This is a genomic window from Amycolatopsis sp. cmx-8-4, from assembly GCF_046548675.1.
Lineage (GTDB): Bacteria > Actinomycetota > Actinomycetes > Mycobacteriales > Pseudonocardiaceae > Amycolatopsis.
This window is the reverse complement of record NZ_JAEBDZ010000029.1, coordinates 14,637-34,116: the sequence shown is the minus strand read 5'-3', so window position 1 is coordinate 34,116 and position 19,480 is coordinate 14,637. Positions and strand designations below refer to the sequence as shown.

Here is a 19,480-nt window from a genome sequence, read left to right as displayed (position 1 = left end):
CATGACGTCGGCCCCCAGCACTGTCACCGCCCCCGCGGCCGAGGAGCACGCCCTCCGGCTTCGCTTGAAGCCGAAGGGACCCACGACGGGGTACGTCGACGGCGCGTGGTGGCCGCGCTCGGCCGACCTGGTCGGCGAGCTGCCGGAGCTGTTCGCCGTACTGGCCGTCCGGCTGGGCCGGATCGAGCGCGTCACGTTCCACCTCGGCGATTTCGCCGACCCGCCAAGGCGAATCGAGTACGACGGCGAGCGGGTCCGGCTGGAGGGGTTCCGCTCGCAGCGGGCCGGGACGCTCACCGTGATCGGCGCGTCGGACCGCCACCGCGTGACCCTGCTGATCGTTCCGCCGGACGCGAACCCGGAAGCCGCGCACGACGTGCAGATGGCGGCGGCGCACCGCGACAGCGCCGACACCGTCGAGACGTTGCTGGATCGTCTAAAGTAGACGCCCCGGGAGCGCGAGGCGGAAGATCTTGCGGACCACCGAGCCCAGCTGCCGGGACAGCGATCCGGTGTTGTACGGCAAGCCGTGCCGTTCGCAGATCTCCCGCACCTCGGCGGCGATCCGCGGGTAGCGGTGGCTGGGCAGGTCCGGGAACAGGTGGTGCTCGATCTGGTGGCTGAGGTTGCCCGACAGCACGTGGAACAGCGGGCTGCCGGTGATGTCGGCCGACCCGAGCATCTGGCGCAGGTACCACTGGCCCCGGCTCTCGTTCTCGCTCTCCTCCTCGGCGAAAACCTCGGCGCCGTCGGGGAAGTGGCCACAGAAGATGATCGAGAACGCCCAGAGGTTGCGGAGCACGTTGGCCGTGACGTTCGCCGTCAGGGTCAGCGGCGCGAGCGGCCCGGTGAGCAGCGGGTAGACCACGTAGTCGCGCCCGGCCTGGCGCGCCGTCTTGCGCAGCATCGGCTTCAGCAGCGGGAGGACGTCGCGCCAGCCGCGCCGCCCCTGCACGATCCGGTCGACCTCGAGGTCGTGCAGCATGATCCCGTACTCGAAGAACACCGCCTGCGCCGCGGCGTAGACCGGGTTGCCGAGGTAGTACGGGTGCCACGGCTGGTCCTCGGTGATCCGCAGGATGCCGTAGCCGACGTCGCGGTCCTTGTCGAGGATGTTGGTGTAGGTGTGGTGCATGAAGTTGTGCGAGCGGCGCCACTGCTCGCCCGGGCACACCATGTCCCACTCGAAGGTCCGCGAGTTCAGCGCCGGGTCCTTCATCCAGTCGTACTGGCCGTGCATGACGTTGTGGCCGATCTCCATGTTGTCGAGGATCTTCGACAGCGCCAGCGCCGCGACCCCGCCGGCCCAGGCGGGCGGGAACCAGCCGGCGAACAACAAAACCCGGCCGGAGACCTCGCAGAACCGTTGCACGGCAACGACGTTGTGGATGTAGCCGGCGTCTTCCGCGCCGAGCTCACCGGCGACGCGGGTGCGCAGCTTGTCCAGCTCCGTGCCGATCTGCTCGATCTCGACGGGATCGAGCTCCCGGTGCGTGGTGGTCATCAGCAGCTCCCCTCGGGCCGTTCGACCGCGGTCGCCTGGGTCCGGGGCGCGCCCCCAGCGTAGGCGCGCGCACCGCACCCGCGCTCGGCCAGGCGGGTGGTCCCGGATCGTTTCCACCCGCGCCACACGCGCGTAACGTGACGCACCGGAGGCCGGCCGGCCTCCCCGGGCCCGGTCCCCGCCCCAGCGGCGTCGACCGAGCCCCGCGGGAGCGGAAGATGGACTCACCGAGGAAGACCGCGCTCGTCGCGGGCGTGCTCCACCTGCTCACCTTCGTCTCGATCCCGACGCTCGCGCTGTACGGCCCGGTGCGCGACCGGAACTACGTCCGGATCGAGCACGACGACGTCCACGCCGTCCGCGCGCGCGAAGTGCACGGTGAGGAGAAAGACCGGTGGTGGCTGATCGCGGAGACCTTCTGGCCTCACTTCCCGGAGTACCGGGCGAAAGCGGCCGGCCGCGAGATCCCCATCGTGGTCCTGGAACGACAGTGATCAGCAGATCGCGACCGCCAGGGTCGTGTCGCTCTGGCCGTAGTAGGCGAACCACCGGCCGGCCACGGCGTAGGCGGTGAAGACGGCGACCTTGGGCGCGGGGGTGACGTCGGCCGGCAGGGCCGCGAGCAGGGTGCGGCTCGCCGCGCCCGGGGCGGCCGCGTCGATCATCGTCGATCTCCTCGCACCGGGGACGGTACACGAAAACCCAGCGATGCTGTGTTTTCAGATTCCCGGTACCGTCGGGACATGTCCGAACCGACACGTCGCGGCCCGTACGCCAAGGGGATCGCCCGGCGGCAGCAGATCCTCCGCGAGGCGCTGGCCGCCTACGCCGAGAGCGACAGCACCGGGCCGTCGCTGCGGGCCATCGCGAAGCGGACCGGGCTGAGCGAACGCGGGCTGCTGCACTACTTCCCGGCCCGCGACGAGCTGTTCGTGGCGATCCTCGCCGAGCGCGACGCGGCCGACCGCGCGAGTTTCGACCCGGACGGCCCCCTCGACGACCTCGCCGCCGGGACCGCGCACACCGCCAAGACGCCCGGCCTCGTCCGGCTCTTCCTCGAGATGACCGCGGCCGCGCCCGACCCCGAGCACGCGGCCCACGGGTTCTTCACGCGCCGCTACCGCGAGCTGCGCGAGATCCTCGCCCGCAAGTTCCGCGGGTCCCCGCGGCCCGAGACGCCGCCGGTCGACGCGGACTTCGCCGCGCGGGTGCTGATCGCGGCGTCCGACGGCCTGCAGGCCCAATGGCTGCTCGACCCGTCGATCGACCTCGAGGACGACCTCGACCGCCTCGCCCGGCTCCTCCAGGCGGCCCGGTGAGCACCCCGCCGCCGGGCTTCGTGGTGCTGGAGTCGTCGCCGTTCTCGGGACTGGTGGGACCGCTGCACGTCAACGACGACGGCGTGCTCGGGGTCCACGTCCGCGAGGAGCACCGCAACACGCTCGGCACGGCCCACGGCGGCTTCCTGATGACGCTGGCCGACATCGCCGCCGGCCGCACCGCTCGCCGCGCGATCGGCGAGGGCGCGGTGGTGCGCACGGTCAGCTCGACGGTCGACTTCCTCTCGGCGGCCGCGGTCGGCAGCTGGCTGGAAGTGACGACGACGGTGGACCGCGTCGGCCGGCGCGCGGTCTTCACGTCGTGCCGGGTGACGTCGGCGGGAACGACCGTCGCGCGGGCGAGTTTCGTCCTGCTGCGCGGCTAGTCGTCAGAGCCGGTCGCCGCGGCGATCACCGCCCGGCCGGAAAACCCTCCTCTTTCAGGTCGCCGCCGCGGTAGGCCCTGGTCATCGTCATTTCCCCGGATTATCCCGGTACCGAGCCGGTCACACCGATCCCCTTTCGTGAAAAGTGCACCAACTGCGGTGCGCGGGTACCCCCATCGGGATTACCCCCTCGCGATGGGAAACCCGGCCGGGGCGACCGGCTACTGTCAGCACCACAAGTCACGTCGCGAGGAGAAACCGTGGTAGCGGAAAGCGGGCGGCCCCACCGGCTGGCTGAGGTGTTCGAAACGGACCGCGACCGGCTGGTCGGCCGCTGGGCCGAGCTGGCCGGGTCGGCGTTGCGCGGGCGGCTGACGACCACCGAGCTCGAGCGTGACCTGCGCGAGCTGTACACCGCGGTCACCGCCGTGATCACCCTGGACGGTGGTCTGGACCGGCCCGAGTTCACCGAGCTCAAGGCGCAGCTGGCCGACCTCTCCCGCAGCCGGGCCCGTCAGGGATTCAGCCCGTCCGAGACCGCGGCGGGCATCTTCGCCCTCAAGCAGGCCGTCTCCGAGCTGACCGAGAAGGACGAGAGCCCCCAGGTCTTCCGCGAGGTGCTGGCGTTTTCGAGCCTGCTCGACACGCTCGGGCTGTGGACGTTCGAGACCTACGCCGCCGCCCGCGAGGAGATCATCCGCGAGCAGTCCGAGCAGCTGCTCGAGCTGACCACCCCGGTGGTGAAGCTCTGGGAAGGCGTACTGGCCGTGCCGCTGGTCGGCACCCTCGACTCCGCGCGCACCCAGGTGGTGATGGAGAAGCTGCTGGAGGCGCTGGTCGAGACCGGCTCCGAGCACGCGATCATCGACATCACCGGCGTGCTCGCCGTCGACACCCAGGTCGCCCAGCACTTGCTCAAGACCGTCGTGGCGGCGCGGCTGATGGGCGCCGAATGCATCATCTCGGGCATCCGGCCGCAGATCGCCCAGACCATCGTCGCGCTCGGGATCGAGTTCGGCGACATCACCACCAAGGCCACGCTGGCCGACGCGCTCCGCCACGCCCTGCAGCGTGACGGCGTCGTCGTGACCCGTGCCCGCGAGCGGACGCGCTGATGGACCGGGTCCCCATCCTGAAGATCGGCGACATGCTGCTGGTCTCCATCCAGATCGACCTGCAGGACCAGAGCGTGCTGGCCCTGCAGGAGGATCTCGCGGAGAAGATCAGCACGACCGGCGCGTCCGGGGTGGTCATCGACATCTCCGCGGTCGAGATCGTCGACTCGTTCATCGGCCGGATGTTCGCGACCATCGCGTCGCTGTCGAAGCTGTTCGACGCCGAGACCGTCGTCGTCGGCATGCGCCCGGCCGTGGCGATCACGCTGGTCGAGCTGGGCCTGACGCTGGGTGGCGTGCGCACGGCGCTCGACCTCGAGCGCGGGATCAAGGTGCTCGGCTCACTCACCGCCCGGCGCGCCGGGATCACGGCCGGCCCGGACGAGGAACCCGTTCCGGTGGCGGGATGACCGACCCCGGCCGAACGGACGAGCAGGTGATCCGGGCCGACGAGGACGTCGTCCGCGTCCGCCAGCTCGTCCGCGCCTACGCGCTGCGGGTCAAGCTGTCCCTGGTGGACCAGACCAAGCTGGTCACCGCCACCAGCGAGCTCGCGCGCAACACCCTGATCTACGGCGGTGGCGGGACGGCCCGCGTCGAGGAGATCACCGACGGCCGCCGCAAGGGCGTCCGGGCGCACTTCCACGACGACGGCCCCGGCATCCCGGACGTCACCGTCGCCCTGGCCGACGGCTGGAGCAGCGGCAAGGGCATGGGCCTCGGGCTCGGCGGCGCGAGGCGCCTGGTGGACCAGTTCGACCTGGACACCGAGGTCGGCCGCGGGACGGACATCACCGTCGTCAAGTGGGCCCGATGACCACCGCCGGATCCCTCCCGGTCACCGAGGACTTCGCCTGGCTCCGGGTCGAAGACGAGACGGCGCACGGCCGGGCCCGGCGCGCCGCCGCCACGCTCGCCGCCCAGCTCGGCTTCGGCGAGGTCCGGGTGGCCGAGATCGGGCTGGCCGTCACCGAGCTCGCGACGAACCTCACCAAGCACGCCGTCGAAGGCGTCGTGGTCATCCGGTCCGTCCGGGGCGTCAGCCAGGCCGCCGTCGAGGTCGTCGCGATCGACCGGGGCCCCGGCATGGCCGACGTGACCGCCGCGGTCCGGGACGGCGAGTCCACCACGGGCACGCTCGGCCTCGGGCTGGGCTCCGTGCACCGGCTCGCCGACGTGACGTCGGTGCTCTCCGAGCCCGGCCACGGCACCGTCGTCACCGCGCGGTTCCACCCCAAGCGCGGCCCGCTCGCCGAGATCCCCGAAACGGACACGGCCGGGATCACCCGGCCGATCGGCGGCGAAGAAGTCTGCGGCGACGCCTACGCTGTGCACCGTGAGCCCGGCCGGCTCCGGCTGATGATGTGTGACGGATCGGGCCACGGCCCGCTGGCGGCCGCGGCGTCCCGCGCCGCCGCCGACGTTTTCCGCGAGCACGCGACCGACCCGCCGGAGGCAGTGGTGAAGCACATCCACGAGGCCCTGCGCCGGACCCGCGGCGGCGCGGTCGCCGTCGCGGACGTCGACGTCGCCGCCGGTACCGTCCGGTTCGCCGGCCTGGGCAACATCGCCGGCTGGGTCGTGGCCGACGGGCGCAAGCACGGCATGATCTCGGCGCCCGGGGTCGCCGGGCACCAGGCCCGCACGATCCGCGCGTTCGACTACCCACTGCCGGCGGGGGCGACCGTGGTCCTGCACTCCGACGGGCTCACCGAGAGGTGGAGCGCCGAAGGCCGGAGGCAGCTCTTCGCCGCCACCCCCCTCGGCATCGCGGCGGCGCTGATGCGCGATGCCGGGACCCGCTACGACGACGCCGGCGTCTTGGTCGCCAAACCACGCCCATGACCGGCCGACAGCGCGAAGAGCTGATCCGGCTGCCGGTCGGCACGGAACCCGACGTGTTCACCATCCGCCGGTGCGGCCGCGAAGTGGCCGCCGCGATCGGCCTGGAGAGCCAGGACCAGATCCGGATCGCCACCGCGCTCAGCGACATCGGCCGTGATCTGGTCCACGCCGGGGCCACGGCCACCGTCCGGTTCCTGCTCAAGGAAGGGCCGCCCACGCTCGCCGTCGAGTTCAGCTGGCCCGGCGCCGAGGCCGGGGCGTTGCTCGCGACGGGCCGGGACACCGCGGAGCGGCTGTTGGACGGCGTGCACGTGACCCACGAGGCCGGCCGGAACGTCGTCTCGCTGCACAAGCTGCGCTCCCCCGCCGCACGGCCCCTCACCAACGCCGAGCTCGACCGGCTGCACGGCATCCTGGCCCAGCGCGGGGTGAGCACCCCGATGGACGAGCTGCGGGCGCAGAACCAGGAGCTGCTCGAAACACTGGAGAGTCTCGAAGCGAAGAGCAAGGAGCTGACGCGGCTCAACGAAGAGCTCGAGGAGACCAACCACGGTGTCGTCGCCCTCTACAAGGAGCTTTCCGAGGAGCTCGAGGAGACCAACCGCGGCGTCGTCGCGCTCTACGCCGAGCTGAACGAGAAGTCGAGCCAGCTCAAGGCGGCCAGCGAGGCGAAGACCCGGTTCTGGTCCAACATCAGCCACGAGCTGCGGGGGCCGATCAACTCCGTCATCGGCCTCGCGCGCCTGCTGACCGGCCCCGGCGCCGACCCGCTCACCGAGGATCAACGCCGTCAGGTGAGCCTGGTCGGCGACGCGGGCTCGACGCTGCTTTCCCTGGTCAACGAGCTGCTCGACACCGCGAAGGCCGAGTCCGGCCGGCTGGTCGCGCAGCCGGTCCAGGTCGACCTGACCGCCGTCTGCCTCCAGCTGCGGGGCGCCCTGCGCTCGACGGTGCCCTCGCCCGAGGTCGAGCTGGTGATCGAGGAGCCCGACCCGGCACCGCCGGTGGTCACCGACGAGACGATGCTCGTGCGCATCCTGCGCAACCTGCTGTCCAACAGCCTCAAGTTCACCGAACGCGGCGAGGTCCGGCTGAGGATCGACGCCGACGACGAGGACGTCCGGTTCACCGTCTCCGACACCGGCATCGGCATCCCGGCGGACCAGCAGGACCGCGTCTTCGAGGAGTTCCACCAGGTCCACAGCGACCTGCAGATCGCTTCCACCGGCACCGGGCTCGGCCTGCCGTACGCCCGCCGGCTCGCGGAGATCCTGGGCGGCGGCTTGACGTTGTCCAGCGAGCACGGCCGCGGCACCACCGTCGTGCTCCGGGTGCCGCGCCCCGACCCGGGCCGGGCGACGCCCGCCCGCGTCGACTCGCTGCTCATCGTGGACGACGACGCCGACTTCCGGGACCGGCTCGACCGCCTGGTCCACGGCATCGCCGCCGACGTCCGGCACGCCGCGGACGGGCGGGCGGCGATCGAAGCCCTCGACGGATACCGGCCGGGCCTGATCTTCCTCGACCTGTTCATGCCCGGGATGAACGGCAAGGAGGTGCTCCAGGTGCTGCGGGACAAGCCCGGTCTGCGGGACATCCCGGTCGTCGTTGTCACCTCGGCGGCACCGGAAGGACTGGACCTGACCGGGGCCGGTCTCGGGGCGGGCCTGCTGCTCAAGTCGCAGGTCACGCCGGAAACCCTCAGACTCGCCATCGGTGAAGCATTCGCGGTCGTGGCCAGGACGGTGCCCAGATGAATTCCCCAGTCGAGCCCGGCCGGGCCAGCATCCTGGTCGTGGACGACCTCGAGGCCAGCCGGTACCTGACCAGCAGCTGGCTGCGCCGCAACGGCTACCGCGTCACCGAGGCCCGCACCGGCCAGGAGGCGCTGACCGCCATCGCGGCCGAGGAGCTGGACATCGTCCTGCTGGACGTCCACCTGCCGGACATGAGCGGGTTCGACATCTGCGAGCGGATCAAGGGCGACCCCCGCACGGCCGCGATGCCGGTGATCCACATCTCCGCGACGGCCATCGAGGTCCAGGACCGCACCACCGGCCTCGACCGCGGCGCGGACGGTTACCTGATCGAGCCGGTCGACCCCGGTGAGCTGGTGGCCACCGTCGAGGCCGCCCTGCGGTACTACCGGGCCCGCACCCGCGCCGAGCGGCTGGCGCTGCGGCTGGGCCGGCTGACCCGCGCCACCCTCGCGATGAACAGCGCCCGCACGTTCGACGACGTCCTCGCCGCGGCCGCCACCGGGGCGGCGACGATCTTCGGGGGGCCGGCCTCGGTCGTCAGCGCGAGCCACCGCGGCCTGGTGCGCTCCGCCACCACCGAGGACGCCGCCGAGGTCCCGGTCGTCCACGCGGACACCCCGCGCGCGCTGGAGCAGGCCACCAACACGGTGTCCGCCGACGCGCCGGCGTCCTCGGTCTTCCCGTCCCCGGACGGGCTTTCGCTGGTGGCGCTGGCCTACCCGAACCCGTCGCGGCTGCCCGTCGCGATCACCGTGGCGGCGCGCGGGATCCGGTCCGAGGACGACCGCAACCTGCTGCTGCAGCTGGGCCAGGCGACCGCGCTGGCGTGCGAGGCGATGCGGACGTTCTCCGAAGAGCACCAGCTCGCGCTGACGCTGCAGCAGAGCCTGCTGCCCCGCGAGCTCCCGGCCCGGCCCGAACTGGAGATGGCCGCCCGCTACGCCCCCGCGAGCGACAACGCGGAGATCGGCGGCGACTTCTACGAGGTCTCCGACATCGGCGGCCGCCTGCTGATCGCCGTCGGCGACGTCGTCGGGCACTCAATCGAGGCGGCCACGGTGATGGGCGAGGTCAGGCACGCCCTGCGCGCGTACGCGGTGGAGGGGCACGGGCCGGTCGAGATCCTGCACCTGCTCGACGCCATGCTGCGCCGGTACCACCCGCGCAGCCTCACCACGCTCTGCCTGGTCGTGCTCGACCCCGCGTCGGGCGCGCTGGAGATCGCCAGCGCGGGCCACATCCCGCCACTGCTGGCCGACGCGGCCGGGGCCCGGTACATCGAGATCGACGGCCCGCTGCTCGGCATCGGCCTGCCCCGCCCGCCGGCGACGGCCCTGACCCTCGACCACGGGGCGCTGATGCTGCTGGTCACGGACGGCCTGATCGAGCGCCGCGGCCGCGTCATCGACGACGGCATGGACCTGCTCCGCACGGCGGTCACCCACGACGCGGATCTGGAAAGGCTGTGCGACACGCTGCTGGACCGCTTCGGCGAAGCCGCGGAGGACGACATCGCGCTGCTGGCCTTCCGGCGACGCTGAGACCTGGCGAGCTTGGGACGAAGCGGCCCGGGAGATGCAGATCTACGAGGAACCTCGATCAGGTTCGGCGAGGCTTTGCCTCGAACGGCTGGCCACGGCGAACTGACGGCCTCGACTCTCGGCCCTCGCACTTGCCCGGTCGCCGCCTCGATCCCCACCGCCGGGCTCCCGGCGCCGCCGAAAGATCAGGCGGTCGCGGTGTAGCGGTGCGCGTTCTCCGCCTTCGCCGCCGCCGCGCCCAGGTGGACCACCACCCGGCACTGCGGATCGCCGACCGCGATGCGCTCCTCCAGGGTCACCGCCGACTCGCCGACGTTGCGGGCCGCGATGCCGCCGAACACCGACGAGGTCATGCGGCACAACGACGGCGACTGGCGCACCGCCGCGCCGAACGGGCAGTCGGAGTTGACGAACACCAGGCGGTCGCCGGTGATCTCGACGACCTGGAACGTGCCGCCGATCGCCGCCTTCAGCCGGACCAGGCACTCGGCGATCTGCTCGGGCGCCAGCTGGGCCGCCCGCGTGGCGATGGCGTCGCGGTACTCCTGCTCCATCTGACCGCCGATGTCGGCCGCGACCTGGGCGATCGCGCGCTGCGCGGCTTCCGGGCCCTGCTGCTGCTCGATGGCCGTCGACAACTGGACGACCAAAGCGCGCAGGAAGCTTTCGCGGCCGAACCCGCCCTCGGGGCGGGCCTCGGACATGGCGGGCAGCGGGCTGACGCGGCGCGCGGGCAGGTCGAGCGTCGGCTCCACCGGCCGGACCACGGGCAGTACCGAGCGCACGAACTTCCCGCCGGCGCGCTTCGCGGCCACCGCGAACTCGGAGGAGAACTGCGACACGAGCCACAGGCCACGCCCGCGGTACTGCTCCGCCGACGGCGCCTCCCGCGGCAGCGTGAACGCCTCGCCCATGTCGTGCACTTCGAGTACCGGCCGGACCTCGGTCCACTGGAGCGAGACCCAGATGTCGCCGCGGCCGTGGTCGTAGGCGTTCGCGAGCAGCTCCGCCACGATCAACGCGGCGTCGTCGATCTGCTCGGCCTGGTCGACCGCGTGACGGCTGAGGTAGCCGGTGATCTCGCGGCGCAGCAGCGACGCGGAGGCGCGGTCCTGCCGGTCAAGGAACCAATCCACGCCAGGACCTCCTCAGTCGCCGCCCCCACACCGTACGCGGCCTCGCGGCGTCCGGAGCGGTGCCGCCGACGGCCCCGGCTGCTACGGTCGTATCGATACGGTTGAGACCCCAGCCGTGGTTCCGCCATGCGTGGTTCCACGCTGACCCCCGGAGGAGTCCCCCGTGATCGAAGGCCCGCCAGCCCGCGTCAACTTCGCGCTCGAGCTGACGTCCACCGGCGCCGCGACGGTGCTCAAGGCGGCCGGCGAAATCGACGCGTCCGTCTCCGGCGAGCTACGCGACCGGCTGGCGACGGCGATCGAGTCCGGGGCCCCGGTGATCGCCGACCTGACCGACGTGACGTTCTGCGACTCCACCGGGCTGACGGCGCTGATCCACGCCCACCGCGCCGCCGACGCGGCCGGCACGAGGTTCGTCCTCGTCACCCGCCAGCGCGCGGTACTCCGGCCGATCTCGCTGCTGGGGCTGGCCGACATGCTGGAGATCCACCCGGACGTCGAAGCCGCCCGAGCGGCCATCGGCTGAGCGTCACCAGCGCCGCTGCCTCCTCGGGAAGCTGCCGGACGAGTTCAGCAGCGCGTCGCGTTGCGGGGTGTCGGCGCCGGGATCAAGCTGGTCTGGTGAACTGCCTCGGCGGTCAGCCCGGCCCTGACGAACCGGCGGGGTCAGCCGCACCGGCCTGGCGCCGGTGCAATCGCCCGCCGGGAGCACCTGGCGAACCGCACCGACGGCCGACACCTCGCCAGTCCGCGGCCGCCGCGCCGCCGGAACGCAGACCCGAGCGGCCATCGGCTGAGCCGGGCGACCCCAGGCCGCGCCGCCGGGCGAAACGGCGCGGCCCGCGGGGTCAGCGGACGGCTTTCCTCGCGTTGATGTAGGCGCTCGACGGGGCCAGGAACGAGAACACCACGCCGACCACCGCGGCGAGGACGCTCACGTACGTGACCCACGTGCTCTGGCCGACCAGGACCGACAAGACCTGGAGCACCGTGATCACCGTCAGCACGATGCGGGCCCAGTTGCGGCCGGCGCGGAGCTTGAAGGCGAACAGCAGGTACAGCAGCGCGATCACGACCGCGATCACCACCGCCACGACGAGGCCGATGGTGACGGCCTGGTCGATCTGCGCCTCGGTCAGGCCGGTGCCGTTCTGCCTGCTGGCGTCGCGGGTGGCGGTGGTCAGGGCGTCTCTGTTGCCGAAGACCAGGATGCCGCCGATCAGGCTGACCACTGTGGAGGCGATGAACGCCCAGAACGAGACCTCGATGGTGCTCGGCCGGGCCGGGGCGGCGGCGCTCGAAGCGGATGGGTCGGACGAAGCCGGATAACTCGGGTATTCGCTCATGGGATCAATTTGGCACGGCCGTTTGGCCCTCGCTAGCTGAATGCGAAAGGCCGACTCGACCGGCGCAACCGGACGCCGGAAAGCGACGGCGGCGACACGGGCCGCTACGGATTCCACGGTCTCGGGGACCGGGCGTCAGCTCCAGCGGCCGCGGTGCACGACGTCGGCCGGCGGCTTCCGGCGCCGCTTGAACCGCTCCCGGTCGACCGGGACGGTCTCCGCCGGGTACCCGATGGCGATGGCGCCGATCGGCTCCTGGTCGTCCGGCACGCCGTACAGCGCGCGGAACGGGGCCACCTGCTCGGGGACGATCCCGAAGTACAGCGCGCCCAGGCCCTCGTCGACGGCGGTCTGCAGGATCAGCAGCGCCGCCATCCCGGTGTCGATGTGCCAGAACGGCACCGGCCACCGCGACTCGTCGCGGTCGGTCCAGCCCTTGTCCGGTTCGGCGTAGCGGTCCAGGTACACCCGCTTGCACGACAGCGGCACGATCACCAGCGGCGCGGTGCGCACCGAGTCCTGGACGGCGTCCAGCCCCACCGTCCAGAAGCGCTCCAGCGCGTCGCCTTCGAGGACCAGGAACGCCTGTCCCTGCGAGAACCCGGCGGACGGACCGCGCGTGGCGTTGTCGAGGACGCGCTCCAGGCTCCCGGCGGGTACCGGCTCCGGGCCGAACTCCCGGACCATGCGCCGACGCCGTACCACGTCTTGGAAATCCATGGTTGCGACTCTAGCGAAACCCGTTCGGAGAGGGCCGCTTTATTGGTCCAGACCAGGATGCGGCATCCTCGGTCAGAGGCGCCGGCGGCCGCCGGTGTCGAAGTCATCGATCTGCGAGGAGGATCGTGCACGACGCGAACAGACCGGTGAACACCCCCTGGCTGGTGGCCGGCGGGGTCTCCTTCACCTCCCGGCTGATCGTCGGGATCGAGCAGTACGCCGACCCCCGGCTCGTCGCCGACGTCCTGGCCGCCGGCGGCTGCGACGTCTTCATCACCACCTACGACCCCACCGGGGACCGGGCGAGCCTGCTGCTCTCGGACCTCGACGAGGCGATGGACCTCACCCGGTACGGCTGGATCGGGACGACCTCGTTCGCCTACTCGGCGGCGGAAGCGGTGGACACCGCGAAGAAACTGCGCGACGCGTTCGGCATCGAGGTGATCAAGCTGGACGTCCGCACGCCGGACAACCTGCCCGACGGCGAACCCACCGTCGCCGCGGCGAGAACCCTGATCGGCGACGGGTTTTCGGTGCTGCCGTTCATCCGGCCCGACGCCGGCCTGGCGAAGCGGCTGGTCGACCTCGGCGCCGTGGCGCTGCGCGTGATGGCGTCGCCGGTGGCGAGCGCGCGGGGCGTCCTCGACCCGGCCGCCGTGCGAGGCGTGATCGAATCCGTCGACGTCCCGGTCGTCGCCGAGGGCGGGCTCGGCACGCCCGGGCAGGCCTCGGAAGCGCTGGCGCTCGGGGCGGACGCGGTGCTCGTCAACACCGCGATCGCGACCGCGCGGGACAGCCCCGCCACCGCGGCGGCCATGCGACGCGCCGTCGACGCCGCGCTGCTGACCGAGCCGGCCGGCACCTGAGTCCACACTGGACGGCGTCCCGCCAGACGCTGTCCACTGTGGACTTCAGTACTCCGCCGTGGTCCGGCGGGCCGTCACCAGCAGCAGCGCCACCGCGACGGCCACCAGCACCGTCTGCTCGACGATCGCCACCACGCCCTGGCCGATCGCGGTGTTGAGGCCGACCCAGCAGTACGTCAGCAGCGTGCCCGCCGCCGGCGCGAACGCCGGCGGGTTCAGGGCCCGCACGACCACCGCGGCCACCACGACCAGCGCCAGCATCAGCGCGGCCAGCAGCCACGGCGAGATCGACTCCCAGCGTTCCAGCAGCTGCACGCCCGTGCCGGCGACCAAGCCGACCGCGAACCCGGCCCAGCGGTTGCCCTTCGGCGCGGCACGCGGCGGCTTGCGGAAGCCGCGGATCGCCAGCACCACCAGCCCGGCCACGATCAGGCCGGCCACGATCAGCTGGGCCGGCGCCGACATGAACGGCGCGGGCCCGACCAGCAGCGAGATCAGGAACTCGGCGGCGCAGCCGAGGACGAACACGACCGACCAGAACGCCAGGCCCAGCTTGCCCAGCCACGGTTCCCGCCCGAACAGCGCCTCGGTGATCGCGATCGGCGTGCCCATGCTCCACACGACGTGCAGCGTCAGCACGTACACCGTCCACGGCGCGCCGATCCCCAGCGCCGGGATGTGCCCGGCGTCGAGCACGCGGATGCCGAGGTAGTCCGGGTTGAACAGCGACTGCGTCAGCAGGCCTTCTTCGAGCAGGCCGAACGCGAGGCTCAGGGTGAGGATCGTCGGCCAGCCGCGGTTCAGGTGCCGGGCGATCTCGCGGATGAGCAGCGCGCCACTGCCGTAGAAGGCGACGAACATGCCGAACTGGCCGAACTGCTGCCCGGGTCGCGGGGTGCCGCTGAGGTACTGGTCGCCGAGCAGGAACTCGGCGACGAACGGGGACAGTGCCACCAGGAGGAGGGCCGCAGCCAGACGTCGCGCCATGCCTCCATGCTCCCGGTAACCGTCCGGACGCGCTCGGCGATCCCGGCCTCCGACGGCCACGAGTTTCCGCGTACCGGCGTGAGCCCGGCCACACGCGCCCCAAGCGCCCCAATGTGGCGTTGGGTGCGTTGGACGCACCCAACGCCACATTGGGTGCATTGGACGCACCCAACGCCACATTGGGTGCATTGGGTGCATTGGGTGCATTGGGTGCATTGGGTGCATTGGGTGCATTGGGTGCATTGGACGCACCCAACGCCACATTGGGTGCACCACACGCACCCAACGCCACATTGGGTGCGTTGGACGCACGGTGCTACCGGGCTTTGGCTTTGCCCGAGGGGATCGCCTTGGTCGCGTGCGACTTCAGCGGGGTGTGGTGGTGGAGCGGGCGGTGCGGGCCGCGGGTGGCGGTCGACGTCACCGTCGTCATCGACGGCGGGGGTGCCTGGACGGCCGCCGCGGTGCCGCCGGAAGGCGCTTTCCCGTCGCCCGGCGGGGAAACCACGTCCGAACCGACCGGGGTGAGGATCACGATGGACGAGGGCGCCGGGGCGAACGACGTGGCCGGGATCCGGCCGGGGTCGGGGTCGGACGGTGAGTGCAGGCTGTCGGTCACCCGGCCGCTGCCCGTCACCAGCGCGACCAGCACCAGCCCGGCGGCCACCGGCGACAGGACGGCCGCCGCGACCACGCCGCGCTTGCGGCGGGACGCCGGCAACGAAGGCGGTGTCACCAGGCCGGACGGCAGCGGCTCGGACGGCAGTGGTTGCGACGACGCCCCCGACAGCGCCCGCACGACCTCGGCGGCGGTCGGGCGCAACGCCGGGTCGCGGGCCGTCATCAGGTGCAGCACCTGGGAAAGCTCGTCCGGCAGGCCTTCCGGGATGCGGGGTTGCCTGCTCAGCCGGGCGAGCGCGGCCTCGACGCGCGGCCCGGCGTACTCACGTTCGGCCGTCACGGCTTCGATGAGCACCAGGCCCAGCGCGTAGACGTCGGCGGGCGGGCCCACCGGCTCGCCGAGGACCTGCTCCGGCGCCATGTACGCCGCGGTCCCGGCGACCGAGCCGACCGCCGTGACGCGCGTGGTGTCCAGCAGGTACGCGACGCCGAAGTCGGTTATCATCGCGCCGTCCGCGCCGAGCAGCACGTTGCCCGGCTTGAGATCGCGGTGGATGACGCCGCGCTCGTGCACGTGGGCCAGCGCGTCGGCCAGCCGCAGGGCCGCGGCCGTGATCTCGTCGAGGCCGAGCGGCCCGGTGAGCAGGCGCTCGGCCAGGTCCTCGCCCTCGACCAGCTGCATCACGAGGTACGCGCGGCCGTCCTCCAGGCCGGCGTCGTGCAGGCCGACGACCCCTGGGTGGTCGAGGCCCTGCAGGATCGCCGTTTCGCGGGCGCGGCGGGGGCCGAGGGTGGCGGCGGCGTTGCGGTGGAACAGCTTGACGGCGCACTCGGTGCCGGCGTCGCGGTCGCGGGCCCGGTAGACGCGGGCGGTGCCGCCGCTGCCGAGCAGCTCGCCCAGCTCGTACCGATCACCGACCACCGCGGGCGCGCGGCCCGTGTCGGCCTCGGTTTCGAGCGGGTTCAGGAACCGCCGCTCGGTCACGAGGTCGTACCGGCCCGCACCTTCCACCGCCTCCGACCCCCCAGCACGTCGACCGAAGAGGCCAACATAGCCGACCCCGGCCCGAAACGTCTTCACCTTTCGGCGGCTCGTTCCTTCAGCGGCTCCCACCAGGACCGGTTCGCGGTGTACCAGGCCACCGTCGCGGCCAGGCCGTCGTCGAACTTCACCTGCGGCGCGTACCCCAGCTCGGTGCTGATCTTCGAGATGTCCACGGAGTACCGCCGGTCGTGCCCCTTGCGGTCCTCGACCCGGCGGACGCGGTCCCAGCCCACACCGGCCGCGTCCAGCAGCCGGCCGGTCAGGTCCAGGTTGCTCAGCTCGGTCCCGCCGCCGATGTTGTACACCTCGCCCGGCCGGCCCGCCTCGGCGACGAGCTGGATGCCCTGGCAGTGGTCGTCGACGTGCAGCCAGTCGCGCACGTTCAGGCCGTCGCCGTAGAGCGGCACCTGCTCGCCGTCGAGCAGGTTGGTGACGAACAGCGGGACGACCTTCTCCGGGAACTGGTACGGCCCGTAGTTGTTCGAGCACCGCGTCACGCACACCGGCAGGCCGTGCGTGCGGAAGTACGCCCGGGCCAGCAGGTCCGACGACGCCTTCGCCGCCGAGTACGGCGAGTTCGGCTCCAGCGGGTGCTCCTCCGGCCACGAGCCGTCGTCGATCGAGCCGTACACCTCGTCGGTGGACACGTGCACGAACTTGCCGGTCCCGGCGCGCAACGCCGCTTCGAGCAGCGTGTGCGTGCCGAGGACGTTCGTCAGCACGAAGTCGCCCGACCCGGCGATCGACCGGTCCACATGGGACTCCGCGGCGAAGTGCACCACGAGGTCGACGCCGCGCATCACGTCCGCTACGACCGAAGCGTCACAGATGTCGCCTTCGACGAACGTCAGCCGCTCGCTGCCGGCCACCGGGGCGAGGTTCGCCCGGTTCCCGGCGTAGGTCAGCTTGTCGAGCACCGTCACCTCGGCGTCGGCCAGCGCGGGGTAGTCCCCGGACAGCACCCGCCGGACGTAGTTCGAGCCGATGAAACCCGCTCCGCCGGTCACCAGGACCCGCATGTCGTCCCCTCTCAGGCCAGTTCGAAGATCACGGACGCGGCGGGCACCTCGACCGGCCGGGCGCGCAGCAGGCGCCAGCCGCTCTCGGCGAACACGCCGTCCCACTGCGCGAGCGTCGGCAGGTCGACGCCCATCAGGTCGTGCGCGGTCTCGAACCCCAGGGTGAACACGGGCTTCTCGCGGTCCGGCACGCCTTCGACGCGCGCGGTGTCGCCGAGCAGGAACCGGCGCGCGTCCGGGAACGCCTCGCGCAGCATCCGCAGGGTCGCCACGCAGCGCTCCCGCGGCCAGAAGTCGTGGCCCATCATGAAGCACGTCAGCAGTTCGACGCCTTCGAAGCGCGGTGACGGCCCCAGCGCGCGGACGTCCGCCTCGACGAACTCGAAGCTCAGTCCCTCGGCTTCGGTGTTCGACGCCGCCGAGCGCAGCACCGCCGGGGCGATGTCGACGCCGACCCCCCGCACGCCCGGGAACCGGCGGGCCAGGTCGACCAGCCGGCCGCCGCTGCCGCAGCCGAGGTCGGCCACCTTGGTCACCGGGAAGTCCAGGTCCGCCAGGGCGTCGGCGAACACCGGGTCGAACGCCTGCCGGTTGATGTCCCGGCAGGCGAACCCGATGGCCGCCGCGTCGCGCCGGAAGAAGTCGCCGGTGCGCTCGGCGTTGCGGACGATCCGGGGCATGTTCGCGAACAGCTCGCCGCAGCCGATGGTGAGCCAGTGGAAGAACGCCTTGGCCCGGTACACCTCGGCGAACTCCGGGCCGGCCACGACGGCGTCCCCCTCGCGCACCACGATGCCGACCGAGGCCAGCGCCGCGAACACGCTCCGGATCGACGGCTCGTGCAGGTCCCGGCGCGCGCAGAACTCCGGCACGTCCAGGGTGCCGCCCCCGTCGAGCGCGTCGAGGACGCCGGCCTCCCAGGCCGTGGCGACGGCGAACGCCGCCACGGCCGAGTTGAAGATGCCCGCCGCGCCGCCCGGGATCGGCTCCGGCGCCCAGTCGCCGATCCAGGAGAGCGGGAACGTCGTGGTCTCGGTCATCAGACCAGCCGGACCGTCGGCACGTAGAGGATCCACTGGCCGCCGGCGTCGCGGAACGCCTGCTCCTTGGCCATGATCTCGTCGGCGTGGTTCCACGCGAACAGCAGCGCGTAGTCGGGGTAGGGGTCCGAGAACGCGGCGGCCGGCTTCACCGGGATGTGCGTGCCCGGGGTGAGCCGGTTCTGCTTGGCCGGCGTGGTGTCGCAGACGAACTCGACGAGGTCCGGGCCGAGGCCGCACAGGTTGGCGATGGTCGCGCTCTTCGCCGTGGCGCCGTAGGCGACGACGCGCTTGCCCTCGTCCTTCGCCTTGCGCAGCAGGGTGACGAGGTCTTCCTTGACCTGCAGCACCTTCGCGCCGAACGCTTCCAGCGTCGCGCGCTCGTGCAGCCCGGCGGCCTGCTCCTCGGCGAGCAGCTCGTGGACGGCCGCCGACGGCGTCCGGGACCCGGCCGGCGCCAGCGTGTAGCGCACCTCGCCGCCGTGGACGTCGAGGCGCTGCGCGTCGACGAGCTCGAGGCCGTGGCGCTGGGCCATCTGCTGCACCGAGCGCAGGGTGAAGAAGTAGAAGTGCTCGTCGTAGATCTGGTCGAACGACGTGCGCCGCACGATCTCGCCCAGGTACGGGTCCTCGAAGACGAACACGCCGGTCGGCTTCAGCAGCGCCTTGACGCCGTCGAGGATCGAGTCCATGTACGGGATGTGGCACAGGGTGTTGGCCGCGTAGATGACGTCGGCCGGGCCGTCCTCGGCGAGGATCTCGCGCGCGGTCGACTCCTCGAAGAACGACTTGCGCACGCGCACGCCCTTCGACGCCGCGACGTCGGCGACGCCACCGGAGGGCTCGACGCCCAGGTGCCGGATGCCGGAGTCGGCCAGGGTCTTGAGCATGATGCCGTCGTTGCAGCCCATCTCGACGGCGAACGGGTCGTCGCCGGTGAGCTCGGTGGCGATCAGGTGCTTGGCGAGGTCCTCGAAGTGACCGCGCATCACCACCGAACCCGAGGAGTAGTACGGGTACTCCTCGTGGAACATCGCCTCGCGGGGCACCTCCTCCATCAGCTGCACCATCGTGCACCCGCCGCACAGGCCGACGGCGAGGCGGAAGAAGAACTCCTTCTCCGGGTCCGCACCGGGCGCGACGAAGGCGTCGGAAAGCGGCTGGCGCCCGAAGTCGAAGAACTCTTCGACCGTGCCGCCGCAGATCCGGCATTCGGCTGTGTTCGACATG

At 72.0% G+C, this 19,480-nt stretch carries 22 protein-coding genes; 12 read left to right on the top strand and 10 right to left on the bottom strand.

Annotation, left to right across the window (positions count from 1 at the left end; genetic code table 11):
* Position 1: 1 nt before the first annotated feature.
* Positions 2-445: a DUF5994 family protein gene (locus ACLJQZ_RS39635; RefSeq protein ID WP_410625792.1), complete on the top strand. Its 444-nt coding sequence runs from the start codon at positions 2-4 to the stop codon at positions 443-445.
* Here the strand turns inward: ACLJQZ_RS39635 and ACLJQZ_RS39630 are convergent.
* Entirely contained in the window at positions 437-1,504 is a 1,068-nt protein-coding gene (locus tag ACLJQZ_RS39630) for a fatty acid desaturase family protein (RefSeq protein WP_410625790.1), read from the bottom strand. The genes ACLJQZ_RS39635 and ACLJQZ_RS39630 overlap by 9 nt on opposite strands.
* A 218-nt stretch (positions 1,505-1,722) precedes the next feature.
* Here ACLJQZ_RS39630 and ACLJQZ_RS39625 point away from each other — a divergent pair, with 218 nt between their 5' ends.
* Positions 1,723-1,998, top strand: a complete 276-nt coding sequence (locus tag ACLJQZ_RS39625; protein WP_410625788.1) for a nitroreductase/quinone reductase family protein — start codon at positions 1,723-1,725, stop codon at positions 1,996-1,998.
* On the opposite strand, the gene ACLJQZ_RS39620 is transcribed toward ACLJQZ_RS39625, so the two are convergent.
* Positions 1,999-2,169, bottom strand: a complete 171-nt coding sequence (locus ACLJQZ_RS39620; protein WP_410625786.1) for a hypothetical protein — start codon at positions 2,167-2,169, stop codon at positions 1,999-2,001.
* Between the two features lie 78 nt (positions 2,170-2,247).
* Here ACLJQZ_RS39620 and ACLJQZ_RS39615 point away from each other — a divergent pair, with 78 nt between their 5' ends.
* The 8 genes from ACLJQZ_RS39615 to ACLJQZ_RS39580 all read left to right on the top strand — a co-directional run bounded on the left by ACLJQZ_RS39615 (position 2,248) and on the right by ACLJQZ_RS39580 (position 9,470).
* Positions 2,248-2,823: a TetR/AcrR family transcriptional regulator gene (locus ACLJQZ_RS39615; RefSeq protein ID WP_410625784.1), complete on the top strand. Its 576-nt coding sequence runs from the start codon at positions 2,248-2,250 to the stop codon at positions 2,821-2,823.
* Positions 2,820-3,209, top strand: a complete 390-nt coding sequence (locus ACLJQZ_RS39610) for a PaaI family thioesterase (protein WP_410625782.1) — start codon at positions 2,820-2,822, stop codon at positions 3,207-3,209. The genes ACLJQZ_RS39615 and ACLJQZ_RS39610 overlap by 4 nt, the downstream gene beginning before the upstream one ends.
* A gap of 260 nt (positions 3,210-3,469) precedes the next feature.
* The gene (locus ACLJQZ_RS39605; protein WP_410625780.1) at positions 3,470-4,324 is read left to right on the top strand and encodes an STAS domain-containing protein; all 855 of its coding nucleotides are present in this window, start codon (positions 3,470-3,472) and stop codon (positions 4,322-4,324) included.
* Entirely contained in the window at positions 4,324-4,734 is a 411-nt protein-coding gene (locus tag ACLJQZ_RS39600; protein ID WP_410625778.1) for an STAS domain-containing protein, read from the top strand. Before ACLJQZ_RS39605 ends, ACLJQZ_RS39600 begins: the two co-directional genes overlap by 1 nt.
* Positions 4,731-5,141, top strand: a complete 411-nt coding sequence (locus tag ACLJQZ_RS39595) for an anti-sigma regulatory factor (RefSeq protein ID WP_410625776.1) — start codon at positions 4,731-4,733, stop codon at positions 5,139-5,141. Before ACLJQZ_RS39600 ends, ACLJQZ_RS39595 begins: the two co-directional genes overlap by 4 nt.
* Positions 5,138-6,169: a SpoIIE family protein phosphatase gene (locus tag ACLJQZ_RS39590; protein WP_410625774.1), complete on the top strand. Its 1,032-nt coding sequence runs from the start codon at positions 5,138-5,140 to the stop codon at positions 6,167-6,169. The genes ACLJQZ_RS39595 and ACLJQZ_RS39590 overlap by 4 nt, the downstream gene beginning before the upstream one ends.
* A complete protein-coding gene (locus ACLJQZ_RS39585) occupies positions 6,166-7,926 on the top strand; it encodes an ATP-binding protein (RefSeq protein ID WP_410625772.1) in 1,761 nt (586 codons plus the stop codon). Before ACLJQZ_RS39590 ends, ACLJQZ_RS39585 begins: the two co-directional genes overlap by 4 nt.
* Entirely contained in the window at positions 7,923-9,470 is a 1,548-nt protein-coding gene (locus ACLJQZ_RS39580) for a SpoIIE family protein phosphatase (protein ID WP_410625770.1), read from the top strand. Before ACLJQZ_RS39585 ends, ACLJQZ_RS39580 begins: the two co-directional genes overlap by 4 nt.
* A 185-nt stretch (positions 9,471-9,655) precedes the next feature.
* On the opposite strand, the gene ACLJQZ_RS39575 is transcribed toward ACLJQZ_RS39580, so the two are convergent.
* Positions 9,656-10,606, bottom strand: a complete 951-nt coding sequence (locus ACLJQZ_RS39575; RefSeq protein ID WP_410625768.1) for a methanogen output domain 1-containing protein — start codon at positions 10,604-10,606, stop codon at positions 9,656-9,658.
* Between the two features lie 163 nt (positions 10,607-10,769).
* Here ACLJQZ_RS39575 and ACLJQZ_RS39570 point away from each other — a divergent pair, with 163 nt between their 5' ends.
* A complete protein-coding gene (locus ACLJQZ_RS39570) occupies positions 10,770-11,132 on the top strand; it encodes an STAS domain-containing protein (RefSeq protein WP_410625766.1) in 363 nt (120 codons plus the stop codon).
* Between the two features lie 322 nt (positions 11,133-11,454).
* On the opposite strand, the gene ACLJQZ_RS39565 is transcribed toward ACLJQZ_RS39570, so the two are convergent.
* Positions 11,455-11,952 carry a hypothetical protein gene (locus tag ACLJQZ_RS39565; RefSeq protein ID WP_410625764.1) on the bottom strand — a complete coding sequence of 166 codons (498 nt, stop codon included), beginning with the start codon at positions 11,950-11,952 and terminating at the stop codon, positions 11,455-11,457.
* Positions 11,953-12,087: 135 nt separating this feature from the next.
* On the bottom strand, positions 12,088-12,672 hold the full coding sequence (locus ACLJQZ_RS39560; protein ID WP_410625762.1) for a nitroreductase family protein: 585 nt from the start codon (positions 12,670-12,672) through the stop codon (positions 12,088-12,090).
* A 125-nt stretch (positions 12,673-12,797) separates the two neighbouring features.
* On the opposite strand from ACLJQZ_RS39560, the gene ACLJQZ_RS39555 reads away from it, so the two are divergent.
* The gene (locus ACLJQZ_RS39555; RefSeq protein ID WP_410625760.1) at positions 12,798-13,538 is read left to right on the top strand and encodes a nitronate monooxygenase; all 741 of its coding nucleotides are present in this window, start codon (positions 12,798-12,800) and stop codon (positions 13,536-13,538) included.
* Between the two features lie 45 nt (positions 13,539-13,583).
* Here ACLJQZ_RS39555 and ACLJQZ_RS39550 read toward each other — a convergent pair whose 3' ends face one another.
* From ACLJQZ_RS39550 to ACLJQZ_RS39530, 5 genes are all read right to left on the bottom strand, one after another.
* Positions 13,584-14,525, bottom strand: a complete 942-nt coding sequence (locus ACLJQZ_RS39550) for a hypothetical protein (RefSeq protein WP_410625758.1) — start codon at positions 14,523-14,525, stop codon at positions 13,584-13,586.
* A 316-nt stretch (positions 14,526-14,841) separates the two neighbouring features.
* Positions 14,842-16,158 carry a protein kinase domain-containing protein gene (locus tag ACLJQZ_RS39545; RefSeq protein WP_410625756.1) on the bottom strand — a complete coding sequence of 439 codons (1,317 nt, stop codon included), beginning with the start codon at positions 16,156-16,158 and terminating at the stop codon, positions 14,842-14,844.
* 65 nt (positions 16,159-16,223) lie between these two features.
* On the bottom strand, positions 16,224-17,210 hold the full coding sequence (rfbB, locus tag ACLJQZ_RS39540) for a dTDP-glucose 4,6-dehydratase (RefSeq protein WP_410625754.1): 987 nt from the start codon (positions 17,208-17,210) through the stop codon (positions 16,224-16,226).
* Positions 17,211-17,221: 11 nt separating this feature from the next.
* Positions 17,222-18,250: a class I SAM-dependent methyltransferase gene (locus tag ACLJQZ_RS39535; RefSeq protein ID WP_410625752.1), complete on the bottom strand. Its 1,029-nt coding sequence runs from the start codon at positions 18,248-18,250 to the stop codon at positions 17,222-17,224.
* Positions 18,250-19,479 (bottom strand): methyltransferase domain-containing protein, encoded by a 1,230-nt coding sequence (locus tag ACLJQZ_RS39530; RefSeq protein ID WP_410625750.1) that lies wholly within the window; start codon positions 19,477-19,479, stop codon positions 18,250-18,252. The genes ACLJQZ_RS39535 and ACLJQZ_RS39530 overlap by 1 nt, the downstream gene beginning before the upstream one ends.
* Position 19,480 lies beyond the last annotated feature (1 nt).

Excerpts from the sequence above, each read along its gene's own strand:
- ACLJQZ_RS39635 (WP_410625792.1), top strand. The coding sequence starts at position 2 with ATGACGTCGGCCCCCAGCACTGTCACCGCCCCCGCGGCCGAGGAGCAC.
- ACLJQZ_RS39630 (WP_410625790.1), bottom strand. The coding sequence starts at position 1,504 with ATGACCACCACGCACCGGGAGCTCGATCCCGTCGAGATCGAGCAGATC.
- ACLJQZ_RS39625 (WP_410625788.1), top strand. The coding sequence starts at position 1,723 with ATGGACTCACCGAGGAAGACCGCGCTCGTCGCGGGCGTGCTCCACCTG.
- ACLJQZ_RS39620 (WP_410625786.1), bottom strand. The coding sequence starts at position 2,169 with ATGATCGACGCGGCCGCCCCGGGCGCGGCGAGCCGCACCCTGCTCGCG.
- ACLJQZ_RS39615 (WP_410625784.1), top strand. The coding sequence starts at position 2,248 with ATGTCCGAACCGACACGTCGCGGCCCGTACGCCAAGGGGATCGCCCGG.
- ACLJQZ_RS39600 (WP_410625778.1), top strand. The coding sequence starts at position 4,324 with ATGGACCGGGTCCCCATCCTGAAGATCGGCGACATGCTGCTGGTCTCC.
- ACLJQZ_RS39595 (WP_410625776.1), top strand. The coding sequence starts at position 4,731 with ATGACCGACCCCGGCCGAACGGACGAGCAGGTGATCCGGGCCGACGAG.
- ACLJQZ_RS39590 (WP_410625774.1), top strand. The coding sequence starts at position 5,138 with ATGACCACCGCCGGATCCCTCCCGGTCACCGAGGACTTCGCCTGGCTC.
- ACLJQZ_RS39585 (WP_410625772.1), top strand. The coding sequence starts at position 6,166 with ATGACCGGCCGACAGCGCGAAGAGCTGATCCGGCTGCCGGTCGGCACG.
- ACLJQZ_RS39580 (WP_410625770.1), top strand. The coding sequence starts at position 7,923 with ATGAATTCCCCAGTCGAGCCCGGCCGGGCCAGCATCCTGGTCGTGGAC.
- ACLJQZ_RS39565 (WP_410625764.1), bottom strand. The coding sequence starts at position 11,952 with ATGAGCGAATACCCGAGTTATCCGGCTTCGTCCGACCCATCCGCTTCG.
- ACLJQZ_RS39560 (WP_410625762.1), bottom strand. The coding sequence starts at position 12,672 with ATGGATTTCCAAGACGTGGTACGGCGTCGGCGCATGGTCCGGGAGTTC.
- ACLJQZ_RS39550 (WP_410625758.1), bottom strand. The coding sequence starts at position 14,525 with ATGGCGCGACGTCTGGCTGCGGCCCTCCTCCTGGTGGCACTGTCCCCG.
- rfbB (WP_410625754.1), bottom strand. The coding sequence starts at position 17,210 with ATGCGGGTCCTGGTGACCGGCGGAGCGGGTTTCATCGGCTCGAACTAC.
- ACLJQZ_RS39535 (WP_410625752.1), bottom strand. The coding sequence starts at position 18,250 with ATGACCGAGACCACGACGTTCCCGCTCTCCTGGATCGGCGACTGGGCG.
- ACLJQZ_RS39530 (WP_410625750.1), bottom strand. The coding sequence starts at position 19,479 with ATGTCGAACACAGCCGAATGCCGGATCTGCGGCGGCACGGTCGAAGAG.